A 15,021-nucleotide genomic window follows, 5' to 3' on the forward strand; every position below is an offset into this window, starting at 1 on the left:
ATCGCGCTCGACACGCACGCGGCAGGAGCCCTCCCCATGGCACGTCACACCCTTCTCAAGGCCGGACTGACCCTCTCCGCCCTCGGTGCCGCGCTCGGTGCCGCGGGGGGCACCGCGCACGCGGTCCCGACCCCGGTGGGCGAGCTCGACACGGCGGCGGCGATGCAGGGGGTGCAGGCGGCCGCCCCGCACGTGGTGGGCGCCGCCAAGCACCTGAAGATCAACCCGCTCGCCCAGACCGGTGTCGATCCGCTCAACAACGGTGTCGGTACGCAGGTGGGCGACTTCCAGCCGGTGAACACCACCAGCGTGACGGGCTCGTTGACCAGCGCTCCCAACCTGCCGGTGGTCGGCCCGGTGGTGGGCGGCGCGCTGCCCGGCTAGACCGGCCCCGGCCCCGTACGCGTACGTCGTACGAGAACGGCCCCGCGCTCCCCCGGACGGAGGGGAGGCGGGGCCGTTCGCCCAGGGGGACCGTCAGTACGAGGAGCCCGAGGCGCCCAGCGAACCCGTGGGGTGCCAGACCGTCTTGGTCTCCAGGAAGGCGGTCAGGCGGCGCGTGCCCGGGTCGGCCGTGAAGTCCTCGCCGTCCACGGCCTCGGGGCGCAGCACCCGCTTGAGGTTGTCCGCGGCGGCGATCTCCAGCTCGCGCGCCAGCTCCGCGTCCGCGCCCGTCAGGTCGAGGGCGTTGACGTCCTGGTGCGCGGCGAGCGGCCCGGCGATCTCGGCCGTACGGCCCGACAGGACGTTGACGACACCGCCCGGCAGGTCCGAGGTGGCCAGCACCTCGCCCAGCGACAGAGCGGGCAGCGGGGCCTTCTCGGAGGCGATGACGACCGCCGTGTTGCCGGTGGCGATGACCGGCGCGATCACCGACACCAGGCCCAGGAAGGACGACTCCTGGGGCGCGACGACCGCTACCACGCCCGTCGGCTCGGGCGTCGACAGGTTGAAGAACGGGCCCGCGACCGGGTTCGCCCCGCCCACGACCTGCGCGATCTTGTCCGTCCAGCCCGCGTACCAGACCCAGCGGTCCACGGCCGCCTCGACGACCTCCGCCGCCTGCGACTTGGACAGGCCCTCGGCCTGCGCGACCTCGCGGACGAACTGGCCCTTGCGGCCCTCCAGCATCTCGGCGACGCGGTAGAGGATCTGGCCGCGGTTGTACGCCGTGGCGCCGGACCAGCCGCCGAACGCCTTGCGCGCCGCCACGACCGCGTCCCGCGCGTCCTTGCGGGAGGAGAGCGGCGCGTTCGCCAGCCACTTGCCCTTGTGGTCCTGCACTTCGTACACCCGGCCGCTCTCGCTGCGGGGGAACTTGCCCCCGACGTACAGCTTGTAGGTCTTGAAGACGCTCAGACGGTTCTGGTTCTGGTCGGTCTTGTCAGACATCGAGGTACGCCTCCAGGCCGTGGCGGCCGCCCTCGCGGCCGAAGCCCGACTCCTTGTAGCCGCCGAAGGGCGAGGTCGGGTCGAACTTGTTGAACGTGTTGGCCCAGACGACGCCCGCGCGGAGCTTGTTCGCCACCGCGAGGATGCGGGAGCCCTTCTCCGTCCAGATGCCGGCGGACAGGCCGTACTGGCTGTTGTTGGCCTTCGAGACCGCCTCGTCGGGCGTGCGGAAGGTCAGCACCGACAGGACCGGGCCGAAGATCTCGTCGCGGGCGATGGTGTGCGCCTGCGTGACGTTGGTGAAGAGCGTCGGTGCGAACCAGTAGCCGTGCGACGGGAGCTCGCAGGCGGGGGACCAGCGCTCGGCGCCCTCCGCCTCGCCGGTCTCGGCGAGGGCCGTGATGCGGGCCAGCTGCTCGGCGGAGTTGATCGCGCCGATGTCGGTGTTCTTGTCCAGCGGGTCGCCGAGGCGCAGCGTGGACAGCCGGCGCTTGAGGGCGTCCAGCAGCTCGTCCTGGATGGACTCCTGGACGAGGAGGCGGGAGCCCGCGCAGCAGACCTGGCCCTGGTTGAAGAAGATGCCGGTGACGATGCCCTCGACGGCCTGGTCGATGGGCGCGTCGTCGAAGACGATGTTGGCGCCCTTGCCGCCCAGCTCCAGGGTGAGCTTCTTCTTCGTGCCGGCGACCTGGCGGGCGATGGCCTTGCCGACGGCGGTGGAGCCGGTGAAGGCGACCTTGTTGACGTCCGGGTGCTCGACGAGCGCGGCGCCGGCGTCCCCGTAACCCGGGAGGATGTTGACGACACCCTTGGGCAGGCCCGCCTGGCGGCAGATGTCCGCGAAGAAGAGCGCGGAGAGCGGGGTGGTCTCGGCGGGCTTGAGCACCACGGTGTTGCCCGTGGCGAGCGCCGGGGCGATCTTCCACGCGAGCATCAGCAGCGGGAAGTTCCACGGGATGACCTGGCCGGCCACGCCCAGCGGGCGCGGGTTGGCCCCGTAGCCGGCGTGGTCGAGCTTGTCGGCCCAGCCCGCGTAGTAGAAGAAGTGCGCGGCGACCAGCGGGAGGTCCGCGTCGCGGGTCTCCTTGATCGGCTTGCCGTTGTCCAGGGTCTCCAGGACGGCGAGCTCACGGCTGCGCTCCTGGATGATCCGGGCGATGCGGAAGAGGTACTTGGCGCGCTCGGCGCCCGGCAGCGCCGACCACTTCTCGAACGCCTTGCGGGCGGCCTTCACGGCCCGGTCGACGTCCTCGGCCCCGGCCTGGGCGACCTCGGAGAGGACCTCCTCGGAGGAGGGCGAGATCGTCTTGAAGACCTTGCCGTCCGCGGCCTCGGTGAACTCGCCGTCGATGAACAGGCCGTAGGACGGCGCGATGTCGACGACCGAGCGGGACTCGGGTGCGGGTGCGTACTCGAACTTGGTCATGGTGATCAGTCCACCGTCACGTAGTCGGGGCCGGAGTAACGTCCGGTGGCCAGCTTCTGACGCTGCATCAGCAGGTCATTGAGCAGGCTCGAGGCGCCGAACCGGAACCAGTGGTTGTCCAGCCAGTCCTCGCCCACGGTCTCGTTGACCAGGACCAGGAACTTGATGGCGTCCTTGGTGGTGCGGATGCCGCCCGCGGGCTTCACCCCGACCTGCACCCCGGTCTGCGCGCGGAAGTCGCGCACCGCCTCCAGCATGAGCAGCGTGTTGGCGGGGGTGGCGTTGACGCCCACCTTGCCCGTCGAGGTCTTGATGAAGTCGGCCCCGGCGATCATGCCGAGCCAGGAGGCGCGGCGGATGTTGTCGTACGTCGACAGCTCGCCGGTCTCGAAGATGACCTTCAGGCGCGCCCGCTCGCCGCAGGCCTCCTTCACGGCCCGGATCTCCTCGTACACCTTCAGGTAGTCGCCCGCGAGGAACGCGCCGCGGTCGATCACCATGTCGATCTCGTCCGCCCCGGCCTCGATGGCGTCACGGGTGTCCGCGAGCTTGACGTCGAGGGCGGCGCGGCCGGCCGGGAAGGCGGTGGCGACGGAGGCGACCTTGACGTCCGTGCCGGTCAGGGCGGCCTTGGCGGTGGCCACCATGTCGGGGTACACGCACACCGCGGCGGTGCGCGGGCTGGTGCGGTCGGTCGGGTCGGGATTGACGGCCTTGGCGGCGAGCGCCCGGACCTTGCCCGGGGTGTCCGCGCCTTCGAGCGTCGTCAGGTCGATCATCGAGATGGCCAGGTCGATGGCGTACGCCTTGGCCGTGGTCTTGATCGAACGGGTACCGAGTGACGCGGCGCGCGCTTCGAGGCCGACGGGGTCCACACCGGGCAGCCCGTGGAGGAAGCGGCGCAGTGTGCTGTCGGACGCGGTCACGTCAGCGAATGCGGAGAGGGTGGTGGGCATGGTCACCACTGGAGCATATCTACGCGCGTAGCGGCCTGTACAGCCCCCGCACGCGGGCCTGTGGAAAACCCCTGGTGGACGGGGTGGACGACGAGGGCGTGAGGGCTGTCACATGCCTGTGACATGGAGCGGACACCTCCCCCACACAAGATCCATAACTTTGTTCGTGCAGCCCCGCCCCACACTCAACGGCCACACCGACGAGGCAAGGCAGGCATGCGGCTCTTCCACCCGAAACCGACCTGTTCACAGGAGTCGTTATGCGTTCCGCCCTTCGCACCGCCCTTGCCACCACCGTCCTCGCCGGTGTCGCCCTCACTCCGGTCGTCACCGCCGGTGCCGCCTTCGCGGCGGACGGCACCGCGCCGGCCCCGGCCGCCGACACGAAGACCGGCGACACGAAGACCGGCGACACCAAGACCGGCGACACCAAGACCGGCGACCGCGAGCACGTGCGGACCGAGAAGCTCGTCGGCGGCCTGGTCGCCGAGGTCTACAAGAACGGCGCCGGCCGGTTCATCGTCGACTTCTTCGAGGGCGGCGAGCTCCGTGGCAGCCTCACCAGCGGCGACAAGGTCGTCCGGGGCCGGTTCGGCAGTGTCGGTGTCGAGCTGAGCCCGGACGGCCACCTGATGACCTACCTGACCACGCCGGGCGCGCAGGGCGAGCTGATCAAGACCCACGTCCTCCCCAAGGAGATGGTGGCCCACGTCTACCGGGTCGGCGCGGAGGTCTACGCCGCCGAGATCCTCAAGGGTGCCGACCTGACGGGCGCGCTGAAGGCAGGCACGGCGGACTCCCTCATGCCGCAGGACAAGAAGGTCTTCGACGGCGTCGAGGTGACCCTGAAGGCGGACGGCACCCTCACGTGGCGCCGGCTCGACGAGGGCGGCAAGGGAGAGGACGGAAAGGACGACGAGGGCAAGGGCGACGCCGCCAAGGGCACCTTCGTCCGCGACGAGACCCTCTCCGACGGCACCCTGGTCAAGATCTACAAGGTCGCCGCCGCGCACCACCGCGCCGAGTCCTTCGTGAAGGGCCACTCCATCGGCGTCATCGACGCCAACGCCCGTTCGGCCGCCGGCAACAACAACGGCAGCTTCCTCGTCCTCAACCCGGACGGCACCACCCACCACTGGGTCGGCAACCTCACCACCGGCGGCAAGCTCGGCCAGTACAAGCTCGCCGACGGCACCGTCCTGGAGCTCGGCAAGAAGGACGGCGCGTACGGCCTCCAGCTCGTCGAGAACGGCAAGGGCCGTGGCTTCACCTACACCAACGGCGAGGCCCGCCGCGTGTTCTTCCACGGCGCCTCCGTCGTCGTCCTGGAGCAGGACGGCGGCATCGCGGCCTACCACCTCGAGGGCGACAAGCAGGGCGCGCCCGTCTTCGTCGGCAAGGGTTCCACCACGGGCGGCGCCACGCCGCAGGGCGGCACCACCGGCACGGCGTCCACGCGGCAGACCACCGCCACCACCCAGACCACCATCGTGCCCAAGGGCGGCGTCGCCGCCGGTGCCGAAGTGGAGGAGGGCGACCACCTCCTCGTCGTCGCCGGTGCGGGCGCCGCCGCCGTCACCGCCGCCGGGCTCGGTTTCGTCGCCATGCGCCGCCGCGTCGGCGCCGGCACCCGCGCCTGACCTCCCCACCCCCACCGGGCGGGCCGCCGCACCCCGCGGCGGCCCGCCCGGCCCTGTACCACCGTCCGCCGTCCCCTGGAGCCCGCCCATGCCCGCCGTCGCCGTCCCCCGCCGCATCGCCGCCGCGCTGCTCGCCCTCGCCGCCCCGGCCGCCCTCGCCGGCTGCGGTGCGTCCGCGGCGGACGGCCCCGGCAAGGCGGGCACCCCGCCGGCCCACATCGAGCCGGCCACCGCCGCCCCGGCGGCCGTACAGGGCAAGCAGGCCACCCCCCTGGCGCGGTCCAAGCCGGTACGGGTGCGCGTGCCCGCGGCGGGCGTCGACACCGGGCCCGTACTCGACCTCGGTCTCGCCGCCGACGGCACCGTCGAGGTCCCCTCCGTCGCCGACGCCGACAAGATCGGCTGGTACGACAAGGGTGTGACGCCCGGTGAGACCGGACCGGCCGTGCTGATCGGCCACTTCGACACCGAGAAGGGCCCCGCCGTGCTCAAGGACGTCGCCAAGGTGCGCACGGGCGACGAGATCAGCGTCCAGCGCGCCGACGGCACCACCGCCGTCTTCCGGGTGCGGGAACTGGAGCAGGTCGACAAGAAGGCGTTCCCGACCACCAAGGTGTACGGCGACACCGCCCGTCCCGAGCTGCGCCTGATCACCTGCGGCGGCGACCTGGTCGACGGCCACCGCCCCGACAACATCATCCTGTACGCCGATCTCATCGCGTGAGCCCGAGCGGGGTGAGGCAGAATCGGCCGCATGACGAGCCCCCAGCAGCCCGAGCCCGCCGCCGACCGGTCCTACCGCTCGCCCCTGGCCATCGTGGGCGGCCTCCTGTTGCTCGCCTTCGCCGCCTGGATCGGCGGTGACGCGCTCATCCGCGGCGAAGGGCGGGCCCGCTGGGTCGCGCTCGCGGCGCTGCTCCTCGTCGTGCCGCTCATCGCGGCCTTCACCTTCCGGCCGGTCGTGCGCGCCAACCACGACCGGATGACCGTGCGCAACCCGTTCCGCACGATCGAGCTGCCCTGGGCGGCGGTCTCCACCGTGCGCGCCGGGTACTCCAGCGAGGTCATCACCAAGAGCGGGGCCAAGTACCAGCTCTGGTCGATACCCGTCTCCCTGCGGGAGCGGAAGCGCGCCGCCCGCTTCCAGGACCGCGCGGCGGCGAAGTCCGGCGCCTCCCCGGACCCCCTCGCCGGCACCATGGGCGCCGACCGGAGCATCGCCGAGCTGCGCCAGCTGGCCGAGCAGGGTGCGTCACGGCCCACCGCGCAGGGCGAACCGCGCGTGCGGTGGGCGTACGAGATCATCGCGACCTCGCTCGCGGGCCTGGTGCTGCTGGTGGTCCTCACCACCACCGCGTAACGGGCCGCCTGTCACGGCGGACCCGGCCACACCAGCAGCATGTACGCGCCCAGCCACGCCGACGTCAGCACCGCCCCGCCCAGCACCAGCCCCGCCACCACCCGCCGCGCCCGGCACACCGCCAGCGCGAGCGGCAGCAGCAGCGGGAAACCGGGCACCAGGAAGCGGGCCCGCGGGAAATAGACACCGCCGCTGCCCAGCACCACCAGCAGCAGCACCCCGCTGAAGACCAGCAGCGCGAGCGGCTGCCGCTCCGCCAGGCACAGCACGTACGCCGCCGCCGACAGCACCAGGACCGCCGAGACGGCGACCAGGAAGAGCTGCGGGTTCCGGTCGTACGCGAGGAGGTGCCGCAGCTCGCGCAGGGTGCCGGCGCCGCCGTCCCACGCGTTGCGCCACAGCCGCTGCACCGCGAAGTACCCGTCCCAGCGGCCGATCCGGGCGCCGACCCAGGCCACGTAACCGAGCCAGCCCAGCGGGGCCGCGCACGCGGCGGCGAGCGGCGCCGCTCGCCGGGTGCGCGCCGCCGCGAGCAGGCCGGTCACGGTCACCGCAGCCGCCACCGCGATCCCGGTGGGGCGCGTCAGCCCCGCCAGCACGGCGAGGGCGCCCGCCGCGTACCAGCGCCCGGTCAGGACGGCGTACAGCGCCCACGCGGCGAGCGCCGTGAACAGCGACTCCGTGTACCCCATCCACTGGACGACCGCGACGGGCGCGGCGCCCCACAGCACGGCGAGGGCGGTGCCGGCGCGGCGCCCGTGCAGATGGGCACCGACGGCGAACACCCCCCACGCCGCGACCAGCGAGAAGCCGACCGCGAGCACCAGCCCCACCGACGCGCGCGAGCCGGGCGTGACGCCCGCGACCGCCTTGATCAGCACCGGGTAGAGGGGGAAGAACGCCAGGTTGTTGGAGTTGTACGTGGTGCCGAGGGAGTCCTGGTAGCCGTGGTCGGCGATGCCCAGGTACCAGTTGGAGTCCCAGGAGGTGGCGAGCGTCGGCCAGACGCCGTGCCCCTTCAGATGGGCCCAGCGGGCCAGGACGAGCAGCCCGAAGAGCCGCACCGTCAGATAGCCGACCAGCGCGGGCGCGGCGTACCGGAGGGACCGGGCGGTCCGCTCCCGGACGCGTACGGCCGCCGGGGACGGGGGCCGCCGGGACGCGGGGACGGTCGGGCGGGCGGTGATCGCCGACGGCGGCACGGTGGGGCTCCCAGGGGCTCGGCTGCGCATGGGGGTCACCCTGCTCGGCCGCCCGGGGCGCGTATCGGAGCCGTGCGTCACCTGCCGTACGAGAATCACTCGCAAGAGGGCCCGTGCGACAGAGCTCGGCGAAGCTCTCCGTACGGGCCCTCCCGGGGTGGACGACTCGGGTGCCGGTCAGATGCCTGCGGCGGCCGCCAGGTCCCGCTTCAGCGCGCCCAGCACGTCGCCGGCCTTGGCGCGCGCGTCGGCCAGCTCGCTCGCGTCGGCGACCGGGACGACGACCTCCAGGTAGCACTTCAGCTTCGGCTCGGTGCCGGACGGGCGCACGATCACGCGCGCCTTGAAGGCACCCTCCAGGTAGTAGCGCAGGCCGTCCGTGGGCGGCAGCGCGGCGCTGCCCTTGTTCAGGTCCTCGGTGGAGGTCACCGTCAGCCCGGCGAGCGCGGTGGGCGGCTGCTCGCGCAGGCGGCGCATGGCGTTCGCGATGATGCTCAGGTCCTCCACGCGCACCGACAGCTGGTCCGTGGCGTGCAGGCCGTGCGCGACGGCCAGGTCGTCCAGCAGGTCCGTGAGCGTACGGCCCTGCTCCTTGAGGACCGAGGCCAGCTCGGCGACGAGCAGCGCCGCCGTGATGCCGTCCTTGTCGCGCACGCCCTCGGGGTCGACGCAGTAGCCGAGGGCCTCCTCGTAGCCGTACGCCAGGCCCTCGACGCGCGCGATCCACTTGAAGCCGGTCAGCGTCTCCTCGTACGGCAGCCCGGCCGCATCGGCGATCCGGCCCAGCAGCGACGACGACACGATCGACTCGGCGAAGGTGCCCCGGGCGCCCTTGCGGACGAGGTGGGCGGCGAGCAGCGCGCCGACCTGGTCGCCGTGGAGCATCCGCCAGCCGCCGGCGGCGGAGGCGTCGGGGACGGCGACGGCGCAGCGGTCGGCGTCGGGGTCGTTGGCGATGACGATGTCGGGGCCGGCCGCGCGCGCCTTCGCGAAGGCCAGGTCCATCGCGCCCGGCTCCTCGGGGTTCGGGAAAGCGACGGTCGGGAAGGCCGGGTCGGGCTCGGCCTGCTCCTCGACGAGCACGGGCGCGGGGAAGCCGGCCCGCTCCCAGGCGGCCAGGACGACGTCCTTGCCGACGCCGTGCATGGCCGTGTAGACGACGTTCGCGGTCCGGGGGGACCCAGGGGTCAGGACGGCGTCCGTACGCGCCAGGTAGGCCTCCAGGACCTCGTCCCCGAGGGTTTCCCAGCCGGACTCCGGGCGCGGTACGTCGTGGAGGCTCGCGATGGCCGCGATCTCGGCGGCGATCTCGGCGTCGGCGGGCGGCACGATCTGGGAGCCGTCGCCCAGGTACACCTTGTAGCCGTTGTCGCGCGGCGGGTTGTGGCTCGCGGTCACCTCGACACCGGCGACCGCGCCGAGGTGCCTTATGGCGTACGCCAGGACGGGCGTCGGCAGCGGCCGCGGCAGCACGGCGGCGCGCAGCCCCGCGCCGGTCATCACGGCGGCGGTGTCCCGCGCGAAGTCGGCCGACTTGTAGCGCGCGTCGTACCCGATCACGACCAGGCCGCCGTCCTGGCCCTTGCCCTTCAGGTACGCGGCGAGACCGGCGGCGGCCCGGATCACCACGGACCGGTTCATCCGCATGGGCCCGGCGCCCAGCTCCCCGCGCAGCCCGGCCGTCCCGAACTGCAGCGTGCCGCCGAACCGCTCCGCGAGCGCGTCGAGGTCCCCGGCCTCGATGAGCTTGGCCAGCTCGTCGCGGGTCTCGCTGTCCGGGTCCTCGGCCAGCCATGCCTCCGCCTGCGCGATGAGGTTCTGCTGCACGGTGGTCTGCCTCTCTGGGAGTCGTACGGATGTAGGTGCGTTACGGGTACCCCGCGCCCGCCGCGGCGGAGCAGGGGCGCGGCCCCGGAGCACCGAGGCTCCGGGGCCGCGTCGCCCGTCTGTCCGGGCGTGGAGGGACTAGATCCGGTCCAGGACCCGCGTGAGCAGCTCGCCCATGCGGGCGGCCGAGTCGCGGCCCGCCTGGAGGACCTCCTCGTGGTTGAGCGGCTCACCCGAAAGGCCCGCGGCCAGATTGGTGACGAGGGAGATGCCGAGCACCTCGGCGCCCGCCTCGCGGGCCGCGATGGCCTCCAGGACCGTGGACATGCCGACGAGGTCGCCGCCCATCACGCGGACCATGTTGATCTCGGCCGGGGTCTCGTAGTGCGGGCCGGGGAACTGGACGTACACGCCCTCCTCCAGCGTCGGGTCGACCTCCTTGCACAGCGCGCGCAGGCGCGGCGAGTACAGGTCGGTCAGGTCCACGAAGTTGGCGCCCACGATCGGCGAGGTGGCCGTGAGGTTGATGTGGTCGCTGATCAGGACCGGCTGGCCGGGGCGCATGCCCTCGCGCAGACCGCCGCAGCCGTTGGTCAGGACGACCGTCTTGCAGCCGGCGGCGACGGCGGTGCGCACACCGTGGGCGACGGCGGCCACGCCGCGGCCCTCGTAGAAGTGCGTACGGCCCAGGAAGAGCAGCGCCCGCTTGTCGCCGATGCGGTACGAGCGGATGCGGCCGCCGTGGCCCTCGACGGCCGGCGGCGGGAAGCCGGGGAGCTCCGTGACCGGGAACTCGGCCTCGGGGGCGCCGAGCGCGTCGACGGCCGGCGCCCAGCCGGAGCCCATCACGAGGGCGACGTCGTGGGTCTCGGCGCCGGTCAGCTCGCGCAGGCGCGCGGCGGCGTCGGCGGCGGCGGCGTAGGGGTCGCCCTGGAGGTGGTCCGGGGTGGCAGTTGCGTTCACAGAGTCTCTCGCCTCGCGAAGTAACAGTCGCCCCGGACCGCTGCGCGGAGCCGGGGGCCGGGGGCGGGCCCCGGAAAAACACGTACGGACAAGAGCGTAGCCCGAGATTGCCTACGCGCGTAGATGACGATGCCCACGGAGCTCGGATCGTTGCCTTGTCGTTTCCGACAAGTACCGGAGAGTAGGCCCGGCGGCGCCTCAGCAGGGGCGCTTGCGCAGCTCCATCACGTAGTCGTGGGGCGCGCCCGCCGACTCCGCGGCGTCCGCGATCTCGCCCAGGTAGCGCGCGGACGGCAGACCGCCCTCGTAGCCGTTCAGGACGTAGATCCAGGCCGGCTCCTCGCCGTCCAGCGTGTGCACCCGCACCCGCATGCGCCGGTAGATGTCCAGCCCGACACCCTCCCAGCGGTCCATGGAGTCCTCGTCCATCGGGGCGATGTCGTACAGCGCGACGAAGACCTGCGAGCGCGGCGCCTCGACGATCGTGGCGAGCGCGCCCTCCCAGCCCATCTGCTCGCCGCCGAAGGTCAGCCGCCAGCCGTTGAGCCAGCCCGTGCCGCGCAGCGGGGAGTGCGGGGCGCGGCGGGTCATGAGCCGCGCGTCGAGGTTGCCGGCGTACGCGGCGTAGAGCGACATGGGTCCGAGGGTACGGGAGCGGCCCGGGCGGCGGCTGTTCCGTCTGGAGGGGGCCCGGCGGGAAGGTCCTCGAGCGGTGCGGGACAATGGGCTACGTACTCCATCCCTGCCGTGACGAGAGCGCGAGGCGTAACCCCAGTGACCCGGATCGTGATCATCGGTGGCGGACCCGGCGGATACGAGGCGGCCCTGGTGGCCGCCCAGCTCGGCGCGGAGGTGACCGTCGTGGACTGCGACGGCCTCGGCGGAGCGTCCGTCCTGACCGACTGCGTACCCTCGAAGACCCTCATCGCCACGGCCGAGGTGATGACCACCTTCGACTCCTCGCACGAGGAGCTCGGCATCATCGTCGCGGACGACACCCCGCACGTCGACCAGCCCGCTCGCATCGTCGGCGTGGACCTCGGCAAGGTCAACCGCCGCGTCAAGCGGCTCGCCCTCGCCCAGTCCCACGACATCACCGCCTCGGTGACGCGGGCCGGTGCCCGGGTGCTGCGCGGCCGCGGCCGGCTCGACGGCCGGCAGGCCGTGGACGGCTCCCGCCAGGTGATCGTCACCGCCGCCGACGGCAGCGAGGAGACCCTCACCGCCGACGCGGTCCTGATCGCCACCGGCGGCCACCCGCGCGAGATCCCCGACGCCCTGCCCGACGGCGAGCGGATCCTCAACTGGACGCAGGTGTACGACCTCACCGAGCTCCCCGAGGAGCTCATCGTGGTCGGTTCCGGTGTCACCGGCGCCGAGTTCGCGGGCGCCTACCAGGCGCTCGGCTCGCGCGTCACGCTCGTCTCGTCCCGTGACCGGGTGCTGCCGGGCGAGGACCCGGACGCCGCCGCCGTCCTGGAGGACGTCTTCCGGCGCCGCGGCATGAACGTGATGGCCCGCTCCCGCGCCGCCTCCGCCAAGCGGGTCGGCGACCGCGTCGAGGTCACCCTCGCCGACGGCCGGGTCATCTCCGGCACCCACTGCCTGATGGCGGTCGGCGCCGTCCCCAACACCGAGGGGATGGGCCTGGAGGAGGCCGGCGTACGGCTCAGGGAGTCCGGCCACATCTGGACCGACCGGGTCTCGCGCACCTCGGCGCCCGGCGTCTACGCCGCCGGTGACGTCACCGGCGTCTTCGCCCTCGCCTCGGTCGCCGCCATGCAGGGCCGCATCGCGATGTACCACTTCCTCGGCGACGCGGTGACCCCGCTCAACCTCAAGACCGTCTCCGCGAACGTCTTCACCGACCCCGAGATCGCCACGGTCGGTTACACCCAGGCCGACGTCGACGCCGGGAAGATCGACGCCCGGGTGGTCAAGCTGCCGCTGCTGCGCAACCCGCGCGCCAAGATGCAGGGCATCCGGGACGGCTTCGTCAAGATCTTCTGCCGCCCGGGCACGGGCATCGTGGTCGGCGGCGTGGTCGTCGCCCCGCGCGCCAGCGAGCTGATCCACCCGATCTCGATCGCGGTCGACAACAACCTGACCGTCGAACAGATCGCAAACGCTTTCACCGTGTACCCGTCGCTGTCGGGCTCGATCGCCGAGGTGGCACGGCAGTTGCACACCCGGAAGACGACCGCCGAGGCGTAACGCCTCCCGGCCACCGGGACAACACCCGGCAACCCCCGGCAAGTCGGGACATCGACCGGTCGAGGCCGATCTTCGTACGTACACGGACGGGGCCGCCCATACCACTTGGCGGCCCCGTCTGTTCGCAACTTCTCGTATTCGGTGCATACGGCTGCAAACACCCGCGTGCTGGGGTTACTGTCAGTTTCGTGTTCGCTGCAGAACGTCGCCAGTTGATCCTCGAAATGGTGCGCGCCAACGGGGCGGTTTCGCTCCGTGAGCTCGCCCGCGTCGTCCAGACCTCCGAAGTGACCGTACGGCGTGACGTGCGGGCCCTCGAGGCCGAAGGACTCCTCGACCGCCGGCACGGCGGTGCGGTACTGCCGGGCGGTTTTACGCGAGAGTCCGGCTTCCCGCAGAAATCCCATCTCGCGACCGCGGAGAAGACGGCCATCGCCGATGCCGCCGCGGCCCTCGTCGAAGAGGGCGAGGCCATCGTCGTCGGCGCCGGGACGACCACGCAGGAGCTGGCCCGCCGGCTCGCCCGCGTCCCCGGGCTCACCGTCGTCACCAACTCCCTGCTGGTGGCGCAGGCGCTCGCGCACGCCAACCGCGTGGAGGTCGTCATGACCGGCGGCACCCTGCGCGGCTCCAACTACGCGCTGGTGGGCAGCGGGGCCGAGCAGTCCCTCCAGGGGCTCAGGGTGTCACGGGCGTTCCTGTCCGGGAGCGGCCTGACCGCCGAGCGGGGCCTGTCCACGTCCAACATGCTGTCCGCGAGCGTCGACCGGGCGCTGGTGCAGGCGGCGGCGGAGGTCGTGGTGCTGGCCGACCACACGAAGCTCGGCACGGACACCATGTTCCAGACCGTGCCGACGGACGTGATCACACGGCTGGTCACCGACGAGCCGCCCGCCCACGACGAGCGCGCCGCCACGGAGCTCCAGGCCCTCGCGGACCAGGGCGTCCAGCTCACGGTCGCGAGCGCCGGTCCCTCCGGAGCCTCCTCGGAGGCCTCCCCGCCGGGCCGCCCACCGCGCCGGGAGGTGCCCCTCCCGGGCCAGCGCGGCGCCCGGCACCCGGGTGGCCCCCTGCGCTCGGCCGCCTCCCTGTCGGCGGACGACCGCGCCGCGGAGCGCGGCGCCCGGGTGGCGGACCTGCGGCGCCGCTGAGCGCGCGTACGGGCGCCCGCTCGTCGCTACGCCTTCGAGTCGTTACGCCTTCGAGTCGTTACGCCTTCAGGCCGCGCAGCGTCAGCCGCAGCAGGCGGTCCGCCAGCTCCGGGTCGTCCGGGGACTGCTCCGCCGCCAGGGCGATCGCGTTCGTCAGCTGCATGAGGTCGTCGATCGAGACGCCCTCCCGTACGGCGCCGCTGCTCACGGCCCGGTCCAGGAGGCGGGCGCCCGCCTGGCGCAGCGGTACGTTGCACTCCGACAGCGCCGAACTCCGGTCGTGCGACGCCGACATGAGCGCGCTCGCCAGGCCGCGGTACTCGCCCGCGTGCGTGACGATGGCGCGCAGCCACGTGACCAGCGCCTCGCACGGCTGCTCCGCGTCGGCGAGCTGCCGCGACCGCTCCAGCAGCGCGCCCAGCGCCTCCTGGAAGACCGCGCCCATCAGCGCGTGCCGGTTCGGGAAGTGCCGGTACAGCGTGCCGATGCCCACCCCCGCACGGCGCGCGATGTCCTCCAGCGACGCGTCGGTGCCGTGCTCGGCGAAGGCGGAGCGCGCCTCGGACAGCAGCCGCTCGTAGTTACGGCGCGCGTCCGCCCGCATGGGGCGCGCCGAACCCGGCGACGTACCCGGTGCCGTGCCCGCTGCCGTACTGGTCGTCATGGCGCCCGTCCTCCCTGGCTCCGCCGTGTGCCTCCAGCATGCCATCGCACAGCCGGAGGCCCTCTCCGGATGACGAAGGGGCCCGCCGGTCGCAACCGGCGGGCCCCTTCACAGGCATCTCCGTACGGACGTCAGTCCTTGATCTCGCAGATGGGGGCGCCGGAGGTGATCGAGGCGCCGACCTCGGCGGCCAGGCCCTTGACGGTGCCGGCGCGGTGGGCGTTGA

The 15,021-nt window shown here is 72.8% G+C and carries 14 protein-coding genes; 6 read left to right on the top strand and 8 right to left on the bottom strand.

From position 1 onward, the window contains the following. Positions 1 to 36: 36 nt before the first annotated feature. On the top strand, positions 37 to 384 hold the full coding sequence (locus tag ACIRNI_RS09550; RefSeq protein WP_403549830.1) for a hypothetical protein: 348 nt from the start codon (positions 37 to 39) through the stop codon (positions 382 to 384). 93 nt (positions 385 to 477) lie between these two features. Here ACIRNI_RS09550 and ACIRNI_RS09555 read toward each other — a convergent pair whose 3' ends face one another. Genes ACIRNI_RS09555 through deoC form a run of 3 tightly spaced genes read right to left on the bottom strand, consistent with a single transcriptional unit; the run spans position 478 to position 3,774 of the window. Next, positions 478 to 1,392: an aldehyde dehydrogenase family protein gene (locus tag ACIRNI_RS09555; RefSeq protein WP_403549832.1), complete on the bottom strand. Its 915-nt coding sequence runs from the start codon at positions 1,390 to 1,392 to the stop codon at positions 478 to 480. After that, positions 1,385 to 2,818, bottom strand: coding sequence for an aldehyde dehydrogenase family protein (locus tag ACIRNI_RS09560; RefSeq protein ID WP_403549834.1), 1,434 nt, complete (start codon positions 2,816 to 2,818; stop codon positions 1,385 to 1,387). The genes ACIRNI_RS09555 and ACIRNI_RS09560 overlap by 8 nt, the downstream gene beginning before the upstream one ends. A 5-nt stretch (positions 2,819 to 2,823) precedes the next feature. Beyond that, positions 2,824 to 3,774 (bottom strand): deoxyribose-phosphate aldolase, encoded by a 951-nt coding sequence (deoC, locus tag ACIRNI_RS09565; RefSeq protein WP_403549902.1) that lies wholly within the window; start codon positions 3,772 to 3,774, stop codon positions 2,824 to 2,826. Between the two features lie 260 nt (positions 3,775 to 4,034). On the opposite strand from deoC, the gene ACIRNI_RS09570 reads away from it, so the two are divergent. From ACIRNI_RS09570 to ACIRNI_RS09580, 3 genes are all read left to right on the top strand, one after another. Continuing rightward, positions 4,035 to 5,414: a hypothetical protein gene (locus tag ACIRNI_RS09570; RefSeq protein WP_403549836.1), complete on the top strand. Its 1,380-nt coding sequence runs from the start codon at positions 4,035 to 4,037 to the stop codon at positions 5,412 to 5,414. A gap of 88 nt (positions 5,415 to 5,502) precedes the next feature. Next, positions 5,503 to 6,138, top strand: a complete 636-nt coding sequence (locus tag ACIRNI_RS09575) for a class F sortase (protein WP_403549838.1) — start codon at positions 5,503 to 5,505, stop codon at positions 6,136 to 6,138. Between the two features lie 30 nt (positions 6,139 to 6,168). Continuing rightward, positions 6,169 to 6,774 carry a PH domain-containing protein gene (locus ACIRNI_RS09580; protein ID WP_403549840.1) on the top strand — a complete coding sequence of 202 codons (606 nt, stop codon included), beginning with the start codon at positions 6,169 to 6,171 and terminating at the stop codon, positions 6,772 to 6,774. Positions 6,775 to 6,785: 11 nt separating this feature from the next. On the opposite strand, the gene ACIRNI_RS09585 is transcribed toward ACIRNI_RS09580, so the two are convergent. From ACIRNI_RS09585 to ACIRNI_RS09600, 4 genes are all read right to left on the bottom strand, one after another. Continuing rightward, positions 6,786 to 8,006 carry a hypothetical protein gene (locus ACIRNI_RS09585; RefSeq protein ID WP_403549842.1) on the bottom strand — a complete coding sequence of 407 codons (1,221 nt, stop codon included), beginning with the start codon at positions 8,004 to 8,006 and terminating at the stop codon, positions 6,786 to 6,788. A gap of 147 nt (positions 8,007 to 8,153) precedes the next feature. After that, a complete protein-coding gene (locus ACIRNI_RS09590) occupies positions 8,154 to 9,803 on the bottom strand; it encodes a phospho-sugar mutase (RefSeq protein WP_403549844.1) in 1,650 nt (549 codons plus the stop codon). A gap of 138 nt (positions 9,804 to 9,941) precedes the next feature. Continuing rightward, positions 9,942 to 10,766, bottom strand: coding sequence for a purine-nucleoside phosphorylase (locus ACIRNI_RS09595; RefSeq protein WP_355368293.1), 825 nt, complete (start codon positions 10,764 to 10,766; stop codon positions 9,942 to 9,944). A 198-nt stretch (positions 10,767 to 10,964) separates the two neighbouring features. Beyond that, a complete protein-coding gene (locus ACIRNI_RS09600) occupies positions 10,965 to 11,402 on the bottom strand; it encodes a gamma-glutamylcyclotransferase (protein WP_355368296.1) in 438 nt (145 codons plus the stop codon). A gap of 111 nt (positions 11,403 to 11,513) precedes the next feature. On the opposite strand from ACIRNI_RS09600, the gene ACIRNI_RS09605 reads away from it, so the two are divergent. Together ACIRNI_RS09605 and ACIRNI_RS09610 are read left to right on the top strand one after the other, a co-directional pair. Next, on the top strand, positions 11,514 to 12,980 hold the full coding sequence (locus ACIRNI_RS09605; protein ID WP_355368299.1) for an NAD(P)H-quinone dehydrogenase: 1,467 nt from the start codon (positions 11,514 to 11,516) through the stop codon (positions 12,978 to 12,980). Positions 12,981 to 13,204: 224 nt separating this feature from the next. Then, positions 13,205 to 14,131 (top strand): DeoR/GlpR family DNA-binding transcription regulator, encoded by a 927-nt coding sequence (locus ACIRNI_RS09610; RefSeq protein ID WP_403549904.1) that lies wholly within the window; start codon positions 13,205 to 13,207, stop codon positions 14,129 to 14,131. A gap of 58 nt (positions 14,132 to 14,189) precedes the next feature. On the opposite strand, the gene ACIRNI_RS09615 is transcribed toward ACIRNI_RS09610, so the two are convergent. Beyond that, a complete protein-coding gene (locus ACIRNI_RS09615; RefSeq protein WP_403549847.1) occupies positions 14,190 to 14,795 on the bottom strand; it encodes a TetR/AcrR family transcriptional regulator in 606 nt (201 codons plus the stop codon). Between the last annotated feature and the right edge of the window lie 226 nt (positions 14,796 to 15,021).

This window comes from Streptomyces sp. NPDC093546 (genome assembly GCF_044765045.1).
Lineage (GTDB): Bacteria > Actinomycetota > Actinomycetes > Streptomycetales > Streptomycetaceae > Streptomyces.